This window comes from Acidaminococcus nyctereutis, from assembly GCF_052216985.1.
Taxonomy (GTDB): domain Bacteria; phylum Bacillota; class Negativicutes; order Acidaminococcales; family Acidaminococcaceae; genus Acidaminococcus; species Acidaminococcus fermentans_A.
On the sequence record NZ_JBQOUY010000020.1, the window covers coordinates 12,269 to 26,430 of the forward strand.

At 52.3% G+C, this 14,162-nt stretch carries 17 protein-coding genes; 14 read left to right on the forward strand and 3 right to left on the reverse strand.

Features of this window, described 5'->3' with window-relative positions:
- Nucleotides 1–12: 12 nt before the first annotated feature.
- The 8 genes from rpsK to ACTUHY_RS09500 all read left to right on the forward strand — a co-directional run bounded on the left by rpsK (nucleotide 13) and on the right by ACTUHY_RS09500 (nucleotide 5,807).
- Nucleotides 13–405, forward strand: coding sequence for a 30S ribosomal protein S11 (rpsK, locus tag ACTUHY_RS09465; protein WP_075579445.1), 393 nt, complete (start codon nucleotides 13–15; stop codon nucleotides 403–405).
- Between the two features lie 18 nt (nucleotides 406–423).
- Complete coding sequence (rpsD, locus tag ACTUHY_RS09470; protein ID WP_278673760.1) at nucleotides 424–1,017, forward strand: 30S ribosomal protein S4; 594 nt, start codon at nucleotides 424–426, stop codon at nucleotides 1,015–1,017.
- A gap of 64 nt (nucleotides 1,018–1,081) precedes the next feature.
- Nucleotides 1,082–2,053 carry a DNA-directed RNA polymerase subunit alpha gene (locus ACTUHY_RS09475; RefSeq protein ID WP_442827526.1) on the forward strand — a complete coding sequence of 324 codons (972 nt, stop codon included), beginning with the start codon at nucleotides 1,082–1,084 and terminating at the stop codon, nucleotides 2,051–2,053.
- Nucleotides 2,054–2,067: 14 nt separating this feature from the next.
- Complete coding sequence (gene rplQ / locus ACTUHY_RS09480) at nucleotides 2,068–2,406, forward strand: 50S ribosomal protein L17 (RefSeq protein ID WP_012939236.1); 339 nt, start codon at nucleotides 2,068–2,070, stop codon at nucleotides 2,404–2,406.
- Nucleotides 2,407–2,611: 205 nt separating this feature from the next.
- Nucleotides 2,612–3,379: a hypothetical protein gene (locus tag ACTUHY_RS09485; protein ID WP_442827527.1), complete on the forward strand. Its 768-nt coding sequence runs from the start codon at nucleotides 2,612–2,614 to the stop codon at nucleotides 3,377–3,379.
- A 78-nt stretch (nucleotides 3,380–3,457) separates the two neighbouring features.
- Entirely contained in the window at nucleotides 3,458–4,213 is a 756-nt protein-coding gene (locus ACTUHY_RS09490; protein WP_442827528.1) for a hypothetical protein, read from the forward strand.
- 134 nt (nucleotides 4,214–4,347) lie between these two features.
- The gene (locus ACTUHY_RS09495) at nucleotides 4,348–5,238 is read left to right on the forward strand and encodes an NAD(P)-dependent oxidoreductase (protein ID WP_442827529.1); all 891 of its coding nucleotides are present in this window, start codon (nucleotides 4,348–4,350) and stop codon (nucleotides 5,236–5,238) included.
- A gap of 188 nt (nucleotides 5,239–5,426) precedes the next feature.
- Complete coding sequence (locus ACTUHY_RS09500; RefSeq protein ID WP_278673766.1) at nucleotides 5,427–5,807, forward strand: RidA family protein; 381 nt, start codon at nucleotides 5,427–5,429, stop codon at nucleotides 5,805–5,807.
- A gap of 131 nt (nucleotides 5,808–5,938) precedes the next feature.
- On the opposite strand, the gene ACTUHY_RS09505 is transcribed toward ACTUHY_RS09500, so the two are convergent.
- Complete coding sequence (locus ACTUHY_RS09505; RefSeq protein WP_442827530.1) at nucleotides 5,939–6,691, reverse strand: IclR family transcriptional regulator; 753 nt, start codon at nucleotides 6,689–6,691, stop codon at nucleotides 5,939–5,941.
- Nucleotides 6,692–6,881: 190 nt separating this feature from the next.
- On the opposite strand from ACTUHY_RS09505, the gene ACTUHY_RS09510 reads away from it, so the two are divergent.
- Both ACTUHY_RS09510 and ACTUHY_RS09515 read left to right on the forward strand, forming a co-directional pair.
- The gene (locus ACTUHY_RS09510; protein WP_278673768.1) at nucleotides 6,882–7,850 is read left to right on the forward strand and encodes an agmatinase; all 969 of its coding nucleotides are present in this window, start codon (nucleotides 6,882–6,884) and stop codon (nucleotides 7,848–7,850) included.
- Nucleotides 7,851–7,895: 45 nt separating this feature from the next.
- On the forward strand, nucleotides 7,896–8,372 hold the full coding sequence (locus tag ACTUHY_RS09515) for a folate family ECF transporter S component (RefSeq protein WP_442827531.1): 477 nt from the start codon (nucleotides 7,896–7,898) through the stop codon (nucleotides 8,370–8,372).
- A gap of 144 nt (nucleotides 8,373–8,516) precedes the next feature.
- On the opposite strand, the gene ACTUHY_RS09520 is transcribed toward ACTUHY_RS09515, so the two are convergent.
- Complete coding sequence (locus ACTUHY_RS09520; RefSeq protein ID WP_442827532.1) at nucleotides 8,517–8,849, reverse strand: AzlD domain-containing protein; 333 nt, start codon at nucleotides 8,847–8,849, stop codon at nucleotides 8,517–8,519.
- Nucleotides 8,846–9,601, reverse strand: a complete 756-nt coding sequence (locus ACTUHY_RS09525) for an AzlC family ABC transporter permease (protein ID WP_442827533.1) — start codon at nucleotides 9,599–9,601, stop codon at nucleotides 8,846–8,848. The genes ACTUHY_RS09520 and ACTUHY_RS09525 overlap by 4 nt, the downstream gene beginning before the upstream one ends.
- A 184-nt stretch (nucleotides 9,602–9,785) precedes the next feature.
- On the opposite strand from ACTUHY_RS09525, the gene ACTUHY_RS09530 reads away from it, so the two are divergent.
- The 4 genes from ACTUHY_RS09530 (at nucleotide 9,786) to ACTUHY_RS09545 (ending at nucleotide 14,139) form a co-directional block, all read left to right on the forward strand.
- Nucleotides 9,786–11,051: a DUF1015 domain-containing protein gene (locus ACTUHY_RS09530; RefSeq protein ID WP_442827534.1), complete on the forward strand. Its 1,266-nt coding sequence runs from the start codon at nucleotides 9,786–9,788 to the stop codon at nucleotides 11,049–11,051.
- Nucleotides 11,035–12,120, forward strand: coding sequence for a 3-phosphoserine/phosphohydroxythreonine transaminase (gene serC, locus ACTUHY_RS09535; RefSeq protein ID WP_442827535.1), 1,086 nt, complete (start codon nucleotides 11,035–11,037; stop codon nucleotides 12,118–12,120). The genes ACTUHY_RS09530 and serC overlap by 17 nt, the downstream gene beginning before the upstream one ends.
- 12 nt (nucleotides 12,121–12,132) lie before the next feature.
- Nucleotides 12,133–13,386, forward strand: coding sequence for a sodium/glutamate symporter (locus tag ACTUHY_RS09540; protein ID WP_442827536.1), 1,254 nt, complete (start codon nucleotides 12,133–12,135; stop codon nucleotides 13,384–13,386).
- Between the two features lie 198 nt (nucleotides 13,387–13,584).
- Nucleotides 13,585–14,139: a LemA family protein gene (locus ACTUHY_RS09545; RefSeq protein ID WP_442827537.1), complete on the forward strand. Its 555-nt coding sequence runs from the start codon at nucleotides 13,585–13,587 to the stop codon at nucleotides 14,137–14,139.
- Nucleotides 14,140–14,162 lie beyond the last annotated feature (23 nt).

Genomic DNA, 14,162 nt, shown 5'->3' on the forward strand with positions numbered 1-14,162 from the left:
GGGATTAGACGAGTGGCTGGTAAAAAAGTTGTCCGTACCAAACGGAAAGTAAGCAAGAACATTGAAGCTGGTGTAGCACATATCCGCTCCACCTTTAATAACACGATCGTAACGATTTCCGACCTGAACGGGGCTGTCCTGAGCTGGGCTTCTGCCGGCGGCCAGGGCTTCCGTGGTTCTCGGAAAAGCACTCCTTTCGCAGCTCAGATGGCTGCTGAATCCGCTGCCAAAGCCGCTATGGAACATGGCCTGAAACGGATCGAAGTATTCGTCAAAGGACCTGGCGCTGGCCGTGAAGCTGCTATCCGCGCTCTGCAGGCTGCTGGCCTGGAAGTGGAATCCATCAAAGATGTGACTCCGATTCCTCACAATGGCTGCCGTCCGCCGAAACGCAGAAGAGTTTAATTGGAGGTGAAAGACTAGATGGCTATTGATAAGACTCCTGTTCTGAAAAGATGCAGATCTCTGGGCATGTCTCCGGCATTCGTTGGGGTTATGAAAGAATCCAACCGTCAGCCGAAACGCCAGTTCAAAAAGAAGAGCGAATATGGTATGCAGCTGGCTGAAAAACAGAAAGCCAAGTTCATTTATGGCGTTCTGGAAAAACAGTTCCGCGGCTACTACGAAAAAGCCAAGAAAATGGAAGGCATCGCTGGTTCCAACCTGCTGATCCTGCTGGAACGCAGACTGGACAACGTGGTGTATCGTCTGGGCCTGGCCCATACTCGCCGGCAGGCTCGCCAGCTGGTGACCCATGGCCACATTGCCGTCAACGGCAAACGCCTGGATATCCCCTCTGCTCTGGTGAAAGCCGGGGATGTAGTCTCCGTAATGGAAAACAGCCGCAGCTCTGCCTACTTCAAAGGCATGGCTGAAGTCCTGGGCAAGACCTCCGTTCCTGCCTGGATCTCTGTGGACGCTCAAAACCTCAGCGGAAAGGTTGACCGTCTGCCGGTTCGGGAAGACATCGATGTTCCTGTTGAAGAACAGATGATCGTCGAATTGTACTCCAAGTAATCTGATACTGTTCTCCACTTACTTATACCGCGTATTGTGGTAATGCGCGAAAGGAGGCTTCCGCATGAAGGAAATCGAAAAACCTAGCCTGGTTGTCGACGAAATTTCTCCTGACGGACGTTATGGCAAGTTCGTCTGGGAACCTTTGGAACGTGGATACGGTATTACTTTAGGTAACAGTCTGCGTCGTGTACTGCTTTCTTCCTTGTCCGGCATGGCTGTGACGGGCATCAAAATCGATGGAGTCCTCCATGAGTTCTCTACCATTGAGGGAGTCAGAGAAGACGTTGCGGATATCGTATTAAATATCAAAGCCCTGTGCTTCAAAGTGGGTCTGGATGACCAGAACTCCTTTGAGCCCAAGACGTTCTACATCAAGAAGTCTGGCGAAGGTGAAGTGACCGGCGCTGACGTGATCACGGATCAGGATACGGAAGTCCTGAATCCGGAGCTGCACATTGCAACTCTGGACAAGAACGGTACCCTGAACATGGAAATCTACGTTGACGTAGGCCGCGGCTACGTGCAGGCGGAGAAAAATAAATCCAAGGACCAGCCCATCGGCTTCATCCCCGTGGATTCCATTTACTCTCCTATCACCCGTGTGAAATTCGGTGTCACCGATACCCGGGTAGGCAACGTGACTAACTATGACCGGCTGACCCTTGAAGTATGGACCGATGGGAGCCTGGGGCCGGATGAAGCTGTGACTTCTGCAGCCGAAATCCTGATCAAATATCTGGCTCTGTTCAAGACCACCAACGTGCCCCGTATCCAGGGGGATGAAGATGGGGTCAAGACCAGCGAAGAAGGCAGTAAGTCTTCTGTGCTGCAGATGTCCATCGATGATCTGGATCTGACTGTCCGTTCCAACAATTGCTTGAGACGGGCCGGCATCAATACGGTAGAAGATATCATCAACAAGACGGAAGACGAGCTGATTTGCGTCCGGAACCTGGGCAGCAAATCCTTGGAAGAAGTCAAGAACAAAATCGAAGAGTTGGGATTGCATCTGCGCAATGCTGACGAAGAATAGGAGGAAGACGAAAGATGTCCTATAGAAAATTCAACCGGAACACCAGCAACCGGAAAGCGATGTTCCGCAGCGTCTTGACCGCCTTCTTCAAAAACGAGAGAATCGAAACCACTGAAACGAAGGCCAAAGAAATCAGCGGTCTGGCTGATAAGATGATCACCCTGGCTAAAAAAGGTGATCTGAGCGCCCGTCGTCAGGTCCTAGCATTCCTCGTGGATGAAGATGCCACCAAGAAGCTGTTTGATGTGATCGCCCCTAAATACGCTGACCGCAACGGCGGTTATACCCGTATTTACAAAACGGCTCCCCGCCGCGGCGATGCAGCTGAAATGGCTATCCTGGAACTGATCTGAGTTCTGTAAGAGAGGGTGTTGCACGTTCTGTGCAACACCCTGGTCTCAGGTCTCGAGTCTCGCGTCTCGGGCCTGTGGAGAGAACCCGCCCTTTGGGACGGGTTCTTTTTTATGGTATACTGACGATGAAGGCTGCTGCTTCACGGGAGATTCATGTGGGTATGGCAGAATAAAAAATCAGAAAAAACAGAAAGGACGAGATACCATGAAACTGCTGCAAGGCATCCGTACCGTGCTTCTGGCGGGATTCCTGACTCTGGCCGAGTCTTCCGGGGCTCTGGCGGAATACACCAGCTGGCAGGATACGGACTATGATTTCAGCCAGGTGAAGACGGTATATCTGTCAGAGATGGATCTGAGCGGGTATGGGCTGGAAAGCGGGACCAAGGCCCAGAAAATGCTCCAGGAGTACCGGAAAAAGGCCGGGAAAGTGAAGTCCCCCAAAGTGGTGATGGCGCCGGCGGCCCAGGTCCGGGCCCTGTTGCCAGGGGAAGAAGTAAAAAAAGATTCCCGGCCAGCCATTGACAAAAGCGGAGAAGCTGGAGATCAGAAGGAGAATACGCAGCTGGCGGTCAAAGAAGAGCGGAAGGCCGTGACCATCCCCCAGGAGGCCCTGGAGGCGGGTGCCCAGCTATACATCCTGGCGATCCTGGACAACTGCCAGGTGGATTCCTACCTAGTGCCTGCCCATACGGAATGGAAGACCAGGGAAATCGACGACAGCTACCGGGATGACCAGGGAAAATGGCATACCTTCTATCGGACCATCACCTATCCAGAATACATTCCGGATTATTACGTGCCCTATGCCAGCGTCACCGTTCGGTTCCTATGGTTCGAGACCCGGACGGGGAAACTGGTGGCCTCCAGCGAAGATGACCGAGTCCGGAATAGTGAAAGCGATCCTCTGGGAGTCTACAATCGGATCATCGACCGGTTCTTCAAGAATTTGAAAGAAACTGTGAAGAAATAGGTCAGAAGGGCGTGGCATGAATCGATATCCCCCTTTTGTGGTATAATAATCCCCGTATCAGGAAAGGCGGGAAAATCCATGTTGAAGAAAATCATGGCCCTTTGCTGCCTGTTGGTCCTTTTTCTGACAGTCGGCTGCGGCAAGGAATACAATAAAACAGAAAATGTCCAAGTGGCTTCATACCCGGGGTGGGTAGAAATCAAGGCGGGTGACCAGGCTGCCTTTTCTGTTCCTCCGGAAATGATCCTCCAGAGCCAGGAAACCCGGGATGAACTGCTGAAGGCCCCGGATCTGGATCCGCTGCTGAAGAAGTGGCTGGAAGCAGATCAGGAAGTGGTGAAGAGCCCTGGATCTGTGTTCGTTCAGAGCGGAAAACTGGAGCCAGTGCCCTGGTATACCGATGAGCACCTGGTATGGGTGGAATTCAGGACTACAGGAAGCCCAGAAAAGATGCCCCGGTATGGACAGAATATCGGACTCAAAGGAAATGAAATCAAAGAGTTCGGAGATATCACCCAGAAGAACCTGGAAGCGGCTTATAACAAGCGGGTGCCAGAAGGCTATACTTTGCAATTCAGCCATTGGCAGCCTATGGAAAGTACTATCGTCAACGGGGTAGAAAATCTCCACACCAGTTATGATATGGAAATCCGCCATCAGGGGAAGCATCTGATGACCTTCCATGGAGAACGGTGGATCCTATTCAACTGGGATCGGGTCCATACCCTGACTGTGGTATGGAATAAGGCGGACGATGGATACTGGAAGGAAGACACTCACAAAATCACCAACATCATCAATACGCTGAAAATCACCCCTAGTAAGGGAAAATGAGTGGCTGTAATCTGAGAAGGGGGCTGCTGCACAGGCAACCCCCTTTTTCTTGCCATCTTCTGTAATCTTGAATTATAATACTATTAAGTCAGTTCAGATTCATCTTACGATCTTAGAGAAAGGATGCGATACAAATGACGGAAATCCGTGATATTGGTTTCATCGGTACGGGCATCATGGGAAAATCCATGCTGCGGAATCTGGGGAAAGCAGGGTATGCCATGCATTGCTTTGCCCGCCATCCTGAAAAAGTCGCTGATCTCCAGGCAGAAGGAGTGGAGATTCATCCGACCATTGCTTCTCTGGCCCAAGCCTGCCAGTGCCTGATCACCATTGTGGGCTTCCCCAAAGATGTGGAAGAAGTCTATTTTTCTCCAGAAGCGCTGCTGGACAGTGCCCTCCCGGGAAGCTATCTCATTGACATGACTACCACCAGTCCCACCCTGGCCCAGAAACTGTATGAAGAAGGGACGAAACGGGGCTTCCACGTCCTGGATGCTCCGGTGACCGGCGGCGATACAGGCGCTAAGAATGGGACCCTTTCCATCCTTGTAGGAGGAGACCGGGCCGATTTCGATTTCCTGCAGCCGGTATTCCGTGGCATGGGGAGCAACATCAACTACATGGGGGAAGCTGGCAAAGGACAGCATGCCAAAATGGCAAACCAAATCATGATTGCAGGGGCCCTCTCCGGCGTCTGCGAAGCCCTGAATTATGCCCGGGCCAATGGCCTTGACCTGGATATCCTGCTGAAAGCAGTTTCCACAGGAGCCGCGGGAAGTGCCCAGCTCAATGCCTTCGGGGCTAAGATGATCCATGGAGATTTTGCTCCGGGCTTTTTCCTGAAGCACTTCATCAAAGATATGGGGCTGGCGGAAGAAGAAGCAGAAAAGAAAGCGTTGGACCTGCCTGTACTGAAACAAGTGCTGAAGGAATATCAGGAACTGGCCACTGCAGGAAAAGGAGAACTGGGGACCCAGGCATTGTATACCTATTATGAAAAAAATAATAAGGGTATTTTTTGAAAGAGAAAGTAACTGGAATCAGAAGCGAAGTATGCTGCAATTAGACAAATAAGGGATATGTCCTCTACTTAGCAAACAGAGAGTAGTGCAGATGAAGGACAAGCGAAGAAGGGAAAATTCGACAAAACAGATTTTTATGATATAATGGAAAAGTAAGGCAAAAAACATTTGGATTGGAGGCTTTTCCCATGAACAAACAAATCGCAACCCCGAAAGCACCCGGTGCCATTGGACCGTACTCCCAGGCTATCGAAGCATCTGGCAAGACCCTCTATGTATCCGGTCAGCTCCCTGTTGACCCCGCTACAGGTGAATTTGCAGGGGCAGATATTGCAGCCCAGACCCGTCAATCTCTGACCAATGTGAAGAATATCCTGGAAGCCGCTGGCTATACTATGGAAGATGTGGCAAAGACTACGGTCCTTCTCAGTGATATTGCCAACTTCGGTCCCATGAACGAAGTCTATGGCACCTTCTTTACCGGTGTATGTCCGGCTCGTGCTTGTTTCCAGGTTGCTGCGCTGCCGAAAGGTGCTCTGGTGGAAATCGAAGCTTTTGCGTGTAAATAAGACAAAGGGGTTGTTGCACATTGCGTGCAACAACCCCTTTGTCTAGAGGCAGCGAAGCTGCCCGTCACTCGGCCAGTGACCAGTGCCAAGAGAATAGTGAAAGGGGCTGTGAATTCTTTCACACCCCCTTTTTACTCTTCCAACAGTGCACTTTTCTGTTCTAGGCGGCTGATGGTTCCGGCCAGTCCCTGCTGTAGCCTGGGATAGGTGATGGCCCGGAGACGGTCCATGGGTCCGGATATGGTCAGAGCGAAGATCCGATCCTTCAGATGCAGAGGCATAGCAATGGCGGCCACTCCTTGGTCCACTTCCCCTTCAGAAATACAGTACCCTTGCTGGAGGATCTTCAGGAGCTGATTCTTCAATATCCGCTGCCGAGTCCGGTCCGGTTCCAGTTCTTGGAGCAGCTGTTCACGAAGAAGTTCCGGCTGGGCAGCCAATAGGGTCTTGCCGGTAGCTCCGTTCTGGAGAGGGACGATGTATCCCCGTTCGCCGGCTACGCCTAGCCTGTGGCGGCTTTTGGCCAAGTCTACACAGATCCCGGTATGGCCCAGGAGAACGGAAAGGACTACGGTTTCGTTGAAGGTTTCGGCCAATCGGTGCATTTCCTGGGACAGCAGGTCTCGGGATGTATTGTGGACGGAAACCGCCGATGCGACTAGCAGGATCCCGGTCCCCAGGTAGTATTTTCCGGTTTTGGCGGACTGCTCCATCCAGCCGGCTTGCTGGAGGGTGCGAAGGATCCGGTACACCGTCGTCTTATGGAGCCCCAGGACTTTGCTGATTTCCGTCAGGCTCAGGGATTCCTGGCGCTGGGCTGCATAGAGCTCCAGGATCCGGATGGCGTGGAGGACGGAATGGACGGCTGGGATGGTTTCTGCCATGATCAGGACCTCTCTTTTCTTGATTTGCTCCCATTATACGGAGAAAAAAGGAAGGACGTCAAGATAAATTGTTTCATTATAGTGTCTGTATTGCAAAATAGTGTCTAATTTCGTTGACTTCCCTTAGGGGTCTTCCTATAATGGTCCCATAAGAAGCAAACCAATGATCAGGAAAACGAGGAGAACGCAAATGGATAATTTCAGTCTGCAGAAACCTTTGAATATGGCCCCTACGGGCATCGCAACTTTTGCCAAGACCGACTTGGCTCCAGATATCTATAATCTGAATGCAGATATCGCCATTCTGGGAGCGCCCTTTGATCTGGCCATCCAGGGCCGGACAGGCTGCCGTCTGGGGCCACGGGGCATCCGGCTGGGGTCCACCCGTTTCACCTACAAAAAAGGCGGGACCTATGATTCCGAACGGAAAGAATTCTACATGGATACGGACAAATGGAAGGTAGTGGACTGCGGCGATGCGGATTATATCCCTGGGGATCTGGCCGGTACCATGGCCAATCTCCGGGAAGCGGTCCGGATCATCCAGAGCCAGGGAACCATGCCGGTGGTCCTGGGTGGGGACTGTGCCGTAGACTATCCAGTGCTCCAGGGGATGGAAGGAGCCGGGGATTTTGACATCATCCATATCGATGCCCATCTGGACTGGACCAAACCGCTGGACGGGCAGAAATATTTCAACGGGTCTCCCATGCGGAATGCAGCAGGACTGCCGTATGTGGGACGGATCCTCCATCTGGGGATCCGGGGCATCGGCAGCAGCGGCCCTGAAGATTTTGCGGAAGCCCGGGAACATGGGGACGGCATCTATTCTGTGCGGGATGTACGGAAAAAGGGTATCGACGCCATCCTGGAAGAATTCCAGCCGGCGGAAAAAGCAGTGCTGTGTTTCGACATCGATGCCATGGATGCAGTCTATGCACCGGCTACTGGTTCTCCCATGTTCGGGGGCTTCAACTATGACGATGCCGTGGATATCCTGGAAGCCATTGCTCAACACACAGAACTGGTTGGGATGGTCTTGACGGAAGTAGCTCCGCCTTTCGATGATGTGGGCGGGACTACCGGGTATCTTGCAGCCCGGCTGATCTCCGATATGCTGGGGTTTGCCACTAAAGCCCGGGAAAAGAAACAGGAGTAAAATATGGCGGGGCTGCAGAAAAGGCGGCCCGGACAATGGATCACCATGATTGGATTCTGTGTTGCCATGGAGGTGATCCTGGCCCGGTTCCTGTCTCTCCATACCTGGAATTTGAAAATCGGCTTCAGCTTCCTTCCTGTGGTGGCAGCGGCCTTGTGGGGCGGACCCCTAGCCGGAGGCCTCACCGGGGCTTTAGGAGATCTGATCGGGGCACTGTTGTTTCCGGTAGGGGCTTATTTCCCGGGATTCACCCTTTCCAGCTTCCTGGATGGGGCGATCTACGGATGGTGTTTCCGCAAAGGCATCGGAAAACGGCAGATCCTCCTGGCGGTACTGTTGGTCCAGGTGGCCATCAGCCTGCTGCTGAATACTTTCTGGCTCACGGTGCTGTTCCAGGTCTCCCTGGAAAGCCTGATGACCCTGCGTCTGTTCCAGTGTGCTGTGGGGATCGTCATCAAATTCCTGCTGCTTAGCCTGGTATCGCCAGTGCTGCAGAAACATCTGCTATCTTTTGGAAAATAAAAGAGGGGCTGTGAAAAAATGATCTCTCATTTCTTCACAGCCCCTCTTTAGGGGGACTCGCGACCCAAGACGCAAGACCGGGGGTGTGATTTTTTCACACCCCCTTTTCTATCTGTATCCAAGGGAAGTTCCTGCAGAGGGGTTTCATCCGACTGCCAATAGATATTCCAAGAGAGCAAACACGCCGCCTCCGGCCAGTACCGCCACTCCCAGGGATTTGGTCTTCAGTACCAGGGGTGTGATCAGCAAGGTAGTCAGGAGAGGGATGTTATGGAAGGACAGGTTCAGATGGCCTTCTGTCAGGAAAATGTCCGGGAACACCAGGGCTCCGAAAATGGCGGGAGGCACAAATGTCAGCCAGACCTTGAACCAGTGGGGGATGGGATGCTTCTTGAGGATGGCCATGGGTATGATCCGGGGCAGGAAGCCGGTCAATGCCATGATCAGGATGACTCCGAAAATATACTGTTGCCTCATGCTTCGGTCCCTCCTTCCACGGAATCGCAGGATCCTTCTTCCGGCCCTGCTGTTTTCTGCGGCTGAGATCTCTTTTCGTGCTGGAGATACAGCCAGGCGGCCAGACCGGAAGGGAGCAGGGAGGCAAGTACGATATGGAGCTTAAAAGGCACGACTTGGGAAAAGAGGACGGCCAGGACCCCTGCGGCCAGTCCGGTGAGGACCATGGTCCGGTCCTTAAGATAGTTGGACCAGATGCCCAGGAACATAGCGGTCAGGATATAGGAAACCAAGGATAGATCCAGCTGCACCAGCTTGGAGGCATAACAGCCGAAAGCATTGGCTACGGCCCAGACCACCATGCTGAGGAAATCCAATCCCAGTGCTTCTTCGTGGGTCCAATGATCGGCTTCTTCCTGGAAAGAGGAAAGGTTTACGGCGAAGGTCTCATCCGTAGTGCCGTAGGAAAACAAGGTGGTGTAGAGAGCGGATTTCTTGGAAACCAGAGGCGCCAGGGTAGAGGTGAACAGCGCATATCGGAGGTTGACCATCAGGATGGTCAGGGCGATGGAAATATAGGAAGCACTTTGGAGCATCATAGCGATCCCGATGAATTGGGAACTGCCGGCAAAGGCCAGGACACTCATGATGAACATGTGGAATGGGTTCAGACCGGCTTTTTCGCCCAGCATGCCGCAGGCCATGCCCAGGACCCAGTACCCCAGGATGATGGGAGCATCTTTTTGCAGGACCCGACGTGTGATGAAGCCCATAGGAAAACCTTCTTTCAGTGTATAATGCATACAGGATTCTTTGTGCCATATTATATACTACTTTGCAAATTTTTACTATAGAAGCGCATCTATGGTATAATGAGCGTATAACATCGTCAAAAAAGACTTTTTTTGTTACGAAAAAACCAGAAAAAACGAATGATAGTGAGCGGGAGTGATAATTATGGCAGAAATCAGACCTTTTGCTGCTCTGCGTCCAGTTCCGGAGCTGGTCAGCCAAATCGCTGAGTTACCCTATGACGTAATGAGTACCCAAGAAGCCCGGGAAATCCTCAAAAAGAACCCGTTGAGTTTTGTCCGGGTCAGCCGGGCAGAAGCAGATCTGCCGGAGAGCATCGCGGAATCCGACTCTCGGGTATACGAAAAGGCCAGGGAAAATCTGGAGCGATACATTGCCCAGGGGCAGATGAAACAGGATCCGCAGCCGTATTATTATATCTATCGGCAGCAGATGGGCGCCTATATCCAGATCGGCCTGGTAGCGGCGGCTTCTTTGAAAGAATACAAAGAAGGGATCATCAAGCGCCATGAGCTTACCCGGCAGACCAAAGAAACAGATCGGGTGAACCATATCCTGGCTACAAAGGCCCAGACAGGTCCGGTATTCCTGGCTTACAAGAGCAAAGGACTTCTGACGGCTTTTCTGCTGGAATATATGGGGAGCCATACTCCAGTCTACAATTTCGTGGGGGAGGACAAGATCCGTCATACTCTCTATGTAATCAGTGAACCTCTGAAAGTCAAGGAAGTGACCCGTCTCTTCCAACAGGTCCCTGAACTGTATATCGCTGACGGCCATCACCGCTGTGCGGCGGCTCTCCGTGTGGCAGAAGAACTGGGCAAACGGCCTGGCCAAACAGGAACGGAAGAATACAATTATGTGCTGTCCGTGATCTTTCCTTCCAATATGCTCCATATCCTTCCCTACAACCGGATCGTCAGGGATCTGGGGGAACTGAGTGAAGAAAAGTTCCTGGAAATGGTCCAGGAAAACTTCTTGATGGAAAAGGCGGAGCGGCCGGTGGAACCCCAGGCTCCCCATATCTTTGGCATGTACATCGGAGGCCAGTGGTATAAACTGACCGCCAAACCGGATACTTATCCCGCGGAAGATCCTATCCATTCCTTGGATGTGAGTATCCTCCAGGATAATCTGCTGGCACCGGTACTGGGTATCGAAGATCCCCGGACGGACCCCCGGATCGATTTCGTGGGCGGTGTACGGGGATTGAGCGCCTTGGAAGATGCTGTGGATGGAGAAGATGCTACTGTGGCATTCTCGATGTATCCAACGTCCATGGATCAGCTGATGGATGTGGCGGATAAGGGACTGGTGATGCCGCCTAAATCCACCTGGTTCGAGCCGAAACTGCGGGACGCGCTGACAGTACATATGATTGGAGATGAACAAGATGGGAAGAATTTATAATTTTGGAGCAGGTCCTTCCATGATGCCGCTGCCGGTCCTGGAACAGGCGCAGCGGGAATTGCTGGATTATAAAGGCAGTGGGATGTCCATGCTGGAAATCAGCCATCGGAATGCCCTGTTCGAAGAAGTGAACGACCAGGCCCAGGCTCACATCAAGCAGCTGCTGGGGATGGATGACAGCTGGGTGGTGATGTTCATGGGAGGCGGAGCTTCTCTGCAGTTCTCTATGATCCCCATGAACTTCCTGACCCCAGATAAAGTGGCGGCTTATGCCATTACCAGCACCTTCTCTGAAAAGGCCATCAAAGAGGCCCACAAGGTAGGGAAAGCCGTGGAAATCTACAGTAGCAAAGCTACGGGTCTGGACCGGGTTCCCCGCCCGGAAGAGCTGAAGCTGCCGGAAAACTGTGCCTATCTGCACCTGACAGGGAACTGTACCGCTGAAGGATTGGAGTATTTTGATTATCCCGATACGGGAGAAGTGCCGTTGATCGTGGATATGTCTTCTGATATCCTGAGCCGGCCCATCCCGGTTGATAAATTTTCCCTGATATACAACGGGGCCCAGAAGAACATCGGTCCGGCCGGGGTAACCGTGGTCATGGCCAAGAAAGATTTCCTGAAAGGCCGGGACCCTCAGCTGCCTACTATGATGAACTATGAAACCTTTGCGGATCATGATTCTACCTACAATACTCCGCCTGTATTCGGCATCTACTTGGTAGATCTCATGTCCCAGTGGCTGCTGGATCAGGGCGGCTTGACGGCCATGGAAAAACGCAACCGGGCCAAGGCCAAGCTGGTCTATGATGTGCTGGATGCCCATCCGGAATTTTACCGGGGCCATGCCCAGAAGGACAGCCGCTCCCTGATGAATGTCACCTTCAACCTGCCTACGAAAGAACTGGAGACTGGCTTTGTAGCGGAAGCTAAAGAGCATGGGCTGACTGGATTGAAAGGCCATCGTTCCATCGGAGGCATCCGGGCGTCCATTTACAATGCCATGCCCTTGGAAGGAGCCCAGGCTCTGACCGACTTTATGGAAGATTTCTGGAAGAAAAATCGGTAAGGACGTGACAGTATGTTAATTTCCCTGACAGAGGGAATCCTGACCATCCAGGCAGATGGTGTCTGTACGACGGCACTGGCAGCGGTGATGCTGCTGTTAGGAGTATGGCTGAAGAGCCGGAGTCGGCTGCTGCGGCAATACTGTCTTCCGGCACCTGTGATCGGCGGCGCCCTGGCCATGTTCTTGGTATTTATTGGACATGAGACGGCGCTTTTCCACATAGGATTCGATACCCAGTTCCAGATCCCATTTATGATTTCTTTTTTTACGGCGGTGGGATTAGGAGCCAAACTGTCCGCTTTCAGTAAGGGAGTCAACAAAGGCGGGAAACTGCTGCTGATCTACTGGCTCATCACGGCCTTTCTCTCCTTGAGCCAGAACCTGATCGGGTTGCTCATTGGGCGTCTGATCGGGCTTGAACCGGCCTATGCACTGCTATCTTCCGCTATATCCATGATAGGCGGGCATGGAGCTGCAGGGGCCTATGGGAGCACGTTTCTGAAGATGGGATATCCTGCCAGTATGGAAGTGGGGGCTTCCGCTGCTACTTTTGGCTTGATTGCAGCGGTGATGTGTGGAGGGCCCATGGGCCGCTTCCTGATTGAAAAATATCATCTCTATTCCGAAGAGGAAGAAGTGCAGGAAGTTCCAGAAAAGCCCAAGGATAAGGACTTGACGTATCAGCAAGTGGCCAAAATGGATATACTGATCAATGTGGCGGTCATCCTGATCTGTATGGGACTGGGGGTCTGGCTGGCACAGGGTGTAGGAGTCCTGCTGAAGATGACGTTCCCCAGTTATGTGTGTGCCATGTTCGTAGGGGTCCTGGTCAGGAATTTCAATGAAAGATTCCATTATTATCGCTTTTGCGAATCCTTGGTAGGCTCTTTTGGGGAAATCATGCTGAATCTGTACCTGGCCATCGTCCTTATGTCCCTGAAGTTATGGGAAATGGCAGGAATCCTCAGCGGAGTGATGCTCATCGTCCTGGCTCATGTGGTGTTCATTCTGCTCCTGTGTTATTTTGTGGTCTTCCCCGTCTTGGGACGCAACTACGATGCGGCGGTGATGTGTGCCGGGCTCTGCGGCCATGGACTGGGTGCTGTGCCTTCTGCCATGGTGAATATGACCGTGCTGGTAGATCAGTATGGGATGAGCCGGAAGGCCTTCCTGATCGTACCCGTAGTGGGATCCTGCTTGGCCGACCTAGCCTATCAGCCCCATACCCTGCTGCTGATCAAGCTGTTTGTGGAGAAGATGAATTAAGGGGGGTGAAAAGTTTCACACCCCTGGTCACTGGCCGATGGAAAGAACCAGTGACTAGTGGCGGGGCTGTTGCAAATGCAACAGCCCCTTTAATTCACAAGAAGTTTGACCTTTTGACATTGACAGCGTTACAAAAATCAGATACTATGCAGAATAGAAAATGATTTTTGACTGTTTTGTATAAGGAGGAATATATCGATGAAAAAAGGTCTGGTTGTTTTCTTTGCCGTGATCCTGCTGCTGGCGGGCTGGATCTTCGGCTCTTACAACGGGGTGGTCACCGCCAATGAAAACGTCAATGGCAAATGGAGCCAGGTAGAAACCCAGCTCCAACGGCGCAGCGATCTGATCCCGAACCTGGTGAATACGGTGAAAGGGTATTCTGCCCACGAGAGCCAGGTGTTCACAGATGTAGCCAATGCCCGGGCCAAACTGGCCGGAGCCCAGAACGTATCAGAAGCCGCCCGGGCCAACGGGGAACTGAGCAGTGCCCTGAGCCGTCTTCTGGCCATTTCGGAAAATTATCCCCAGCTGAAGGCCAACACCAACTTCATCCAGCTCCAGGATGAACTGGCCGGGACGGAAAACCGGCTGGCCGTAGCCCGGAAGGACTACAACGATGCGGCTCAGGCTTACAACGCCAAGATCAAAAGCTTCCCCACAGTGCTGGTGGCCCGGATGATGGGATTTCAGGAACGGAGTTATTTCAAGGCGGATCCTCAGGCCCAACGGGCTCCTCAGGTGAAGTTTTAATAAGAAAGATGTCATGAAAGGAG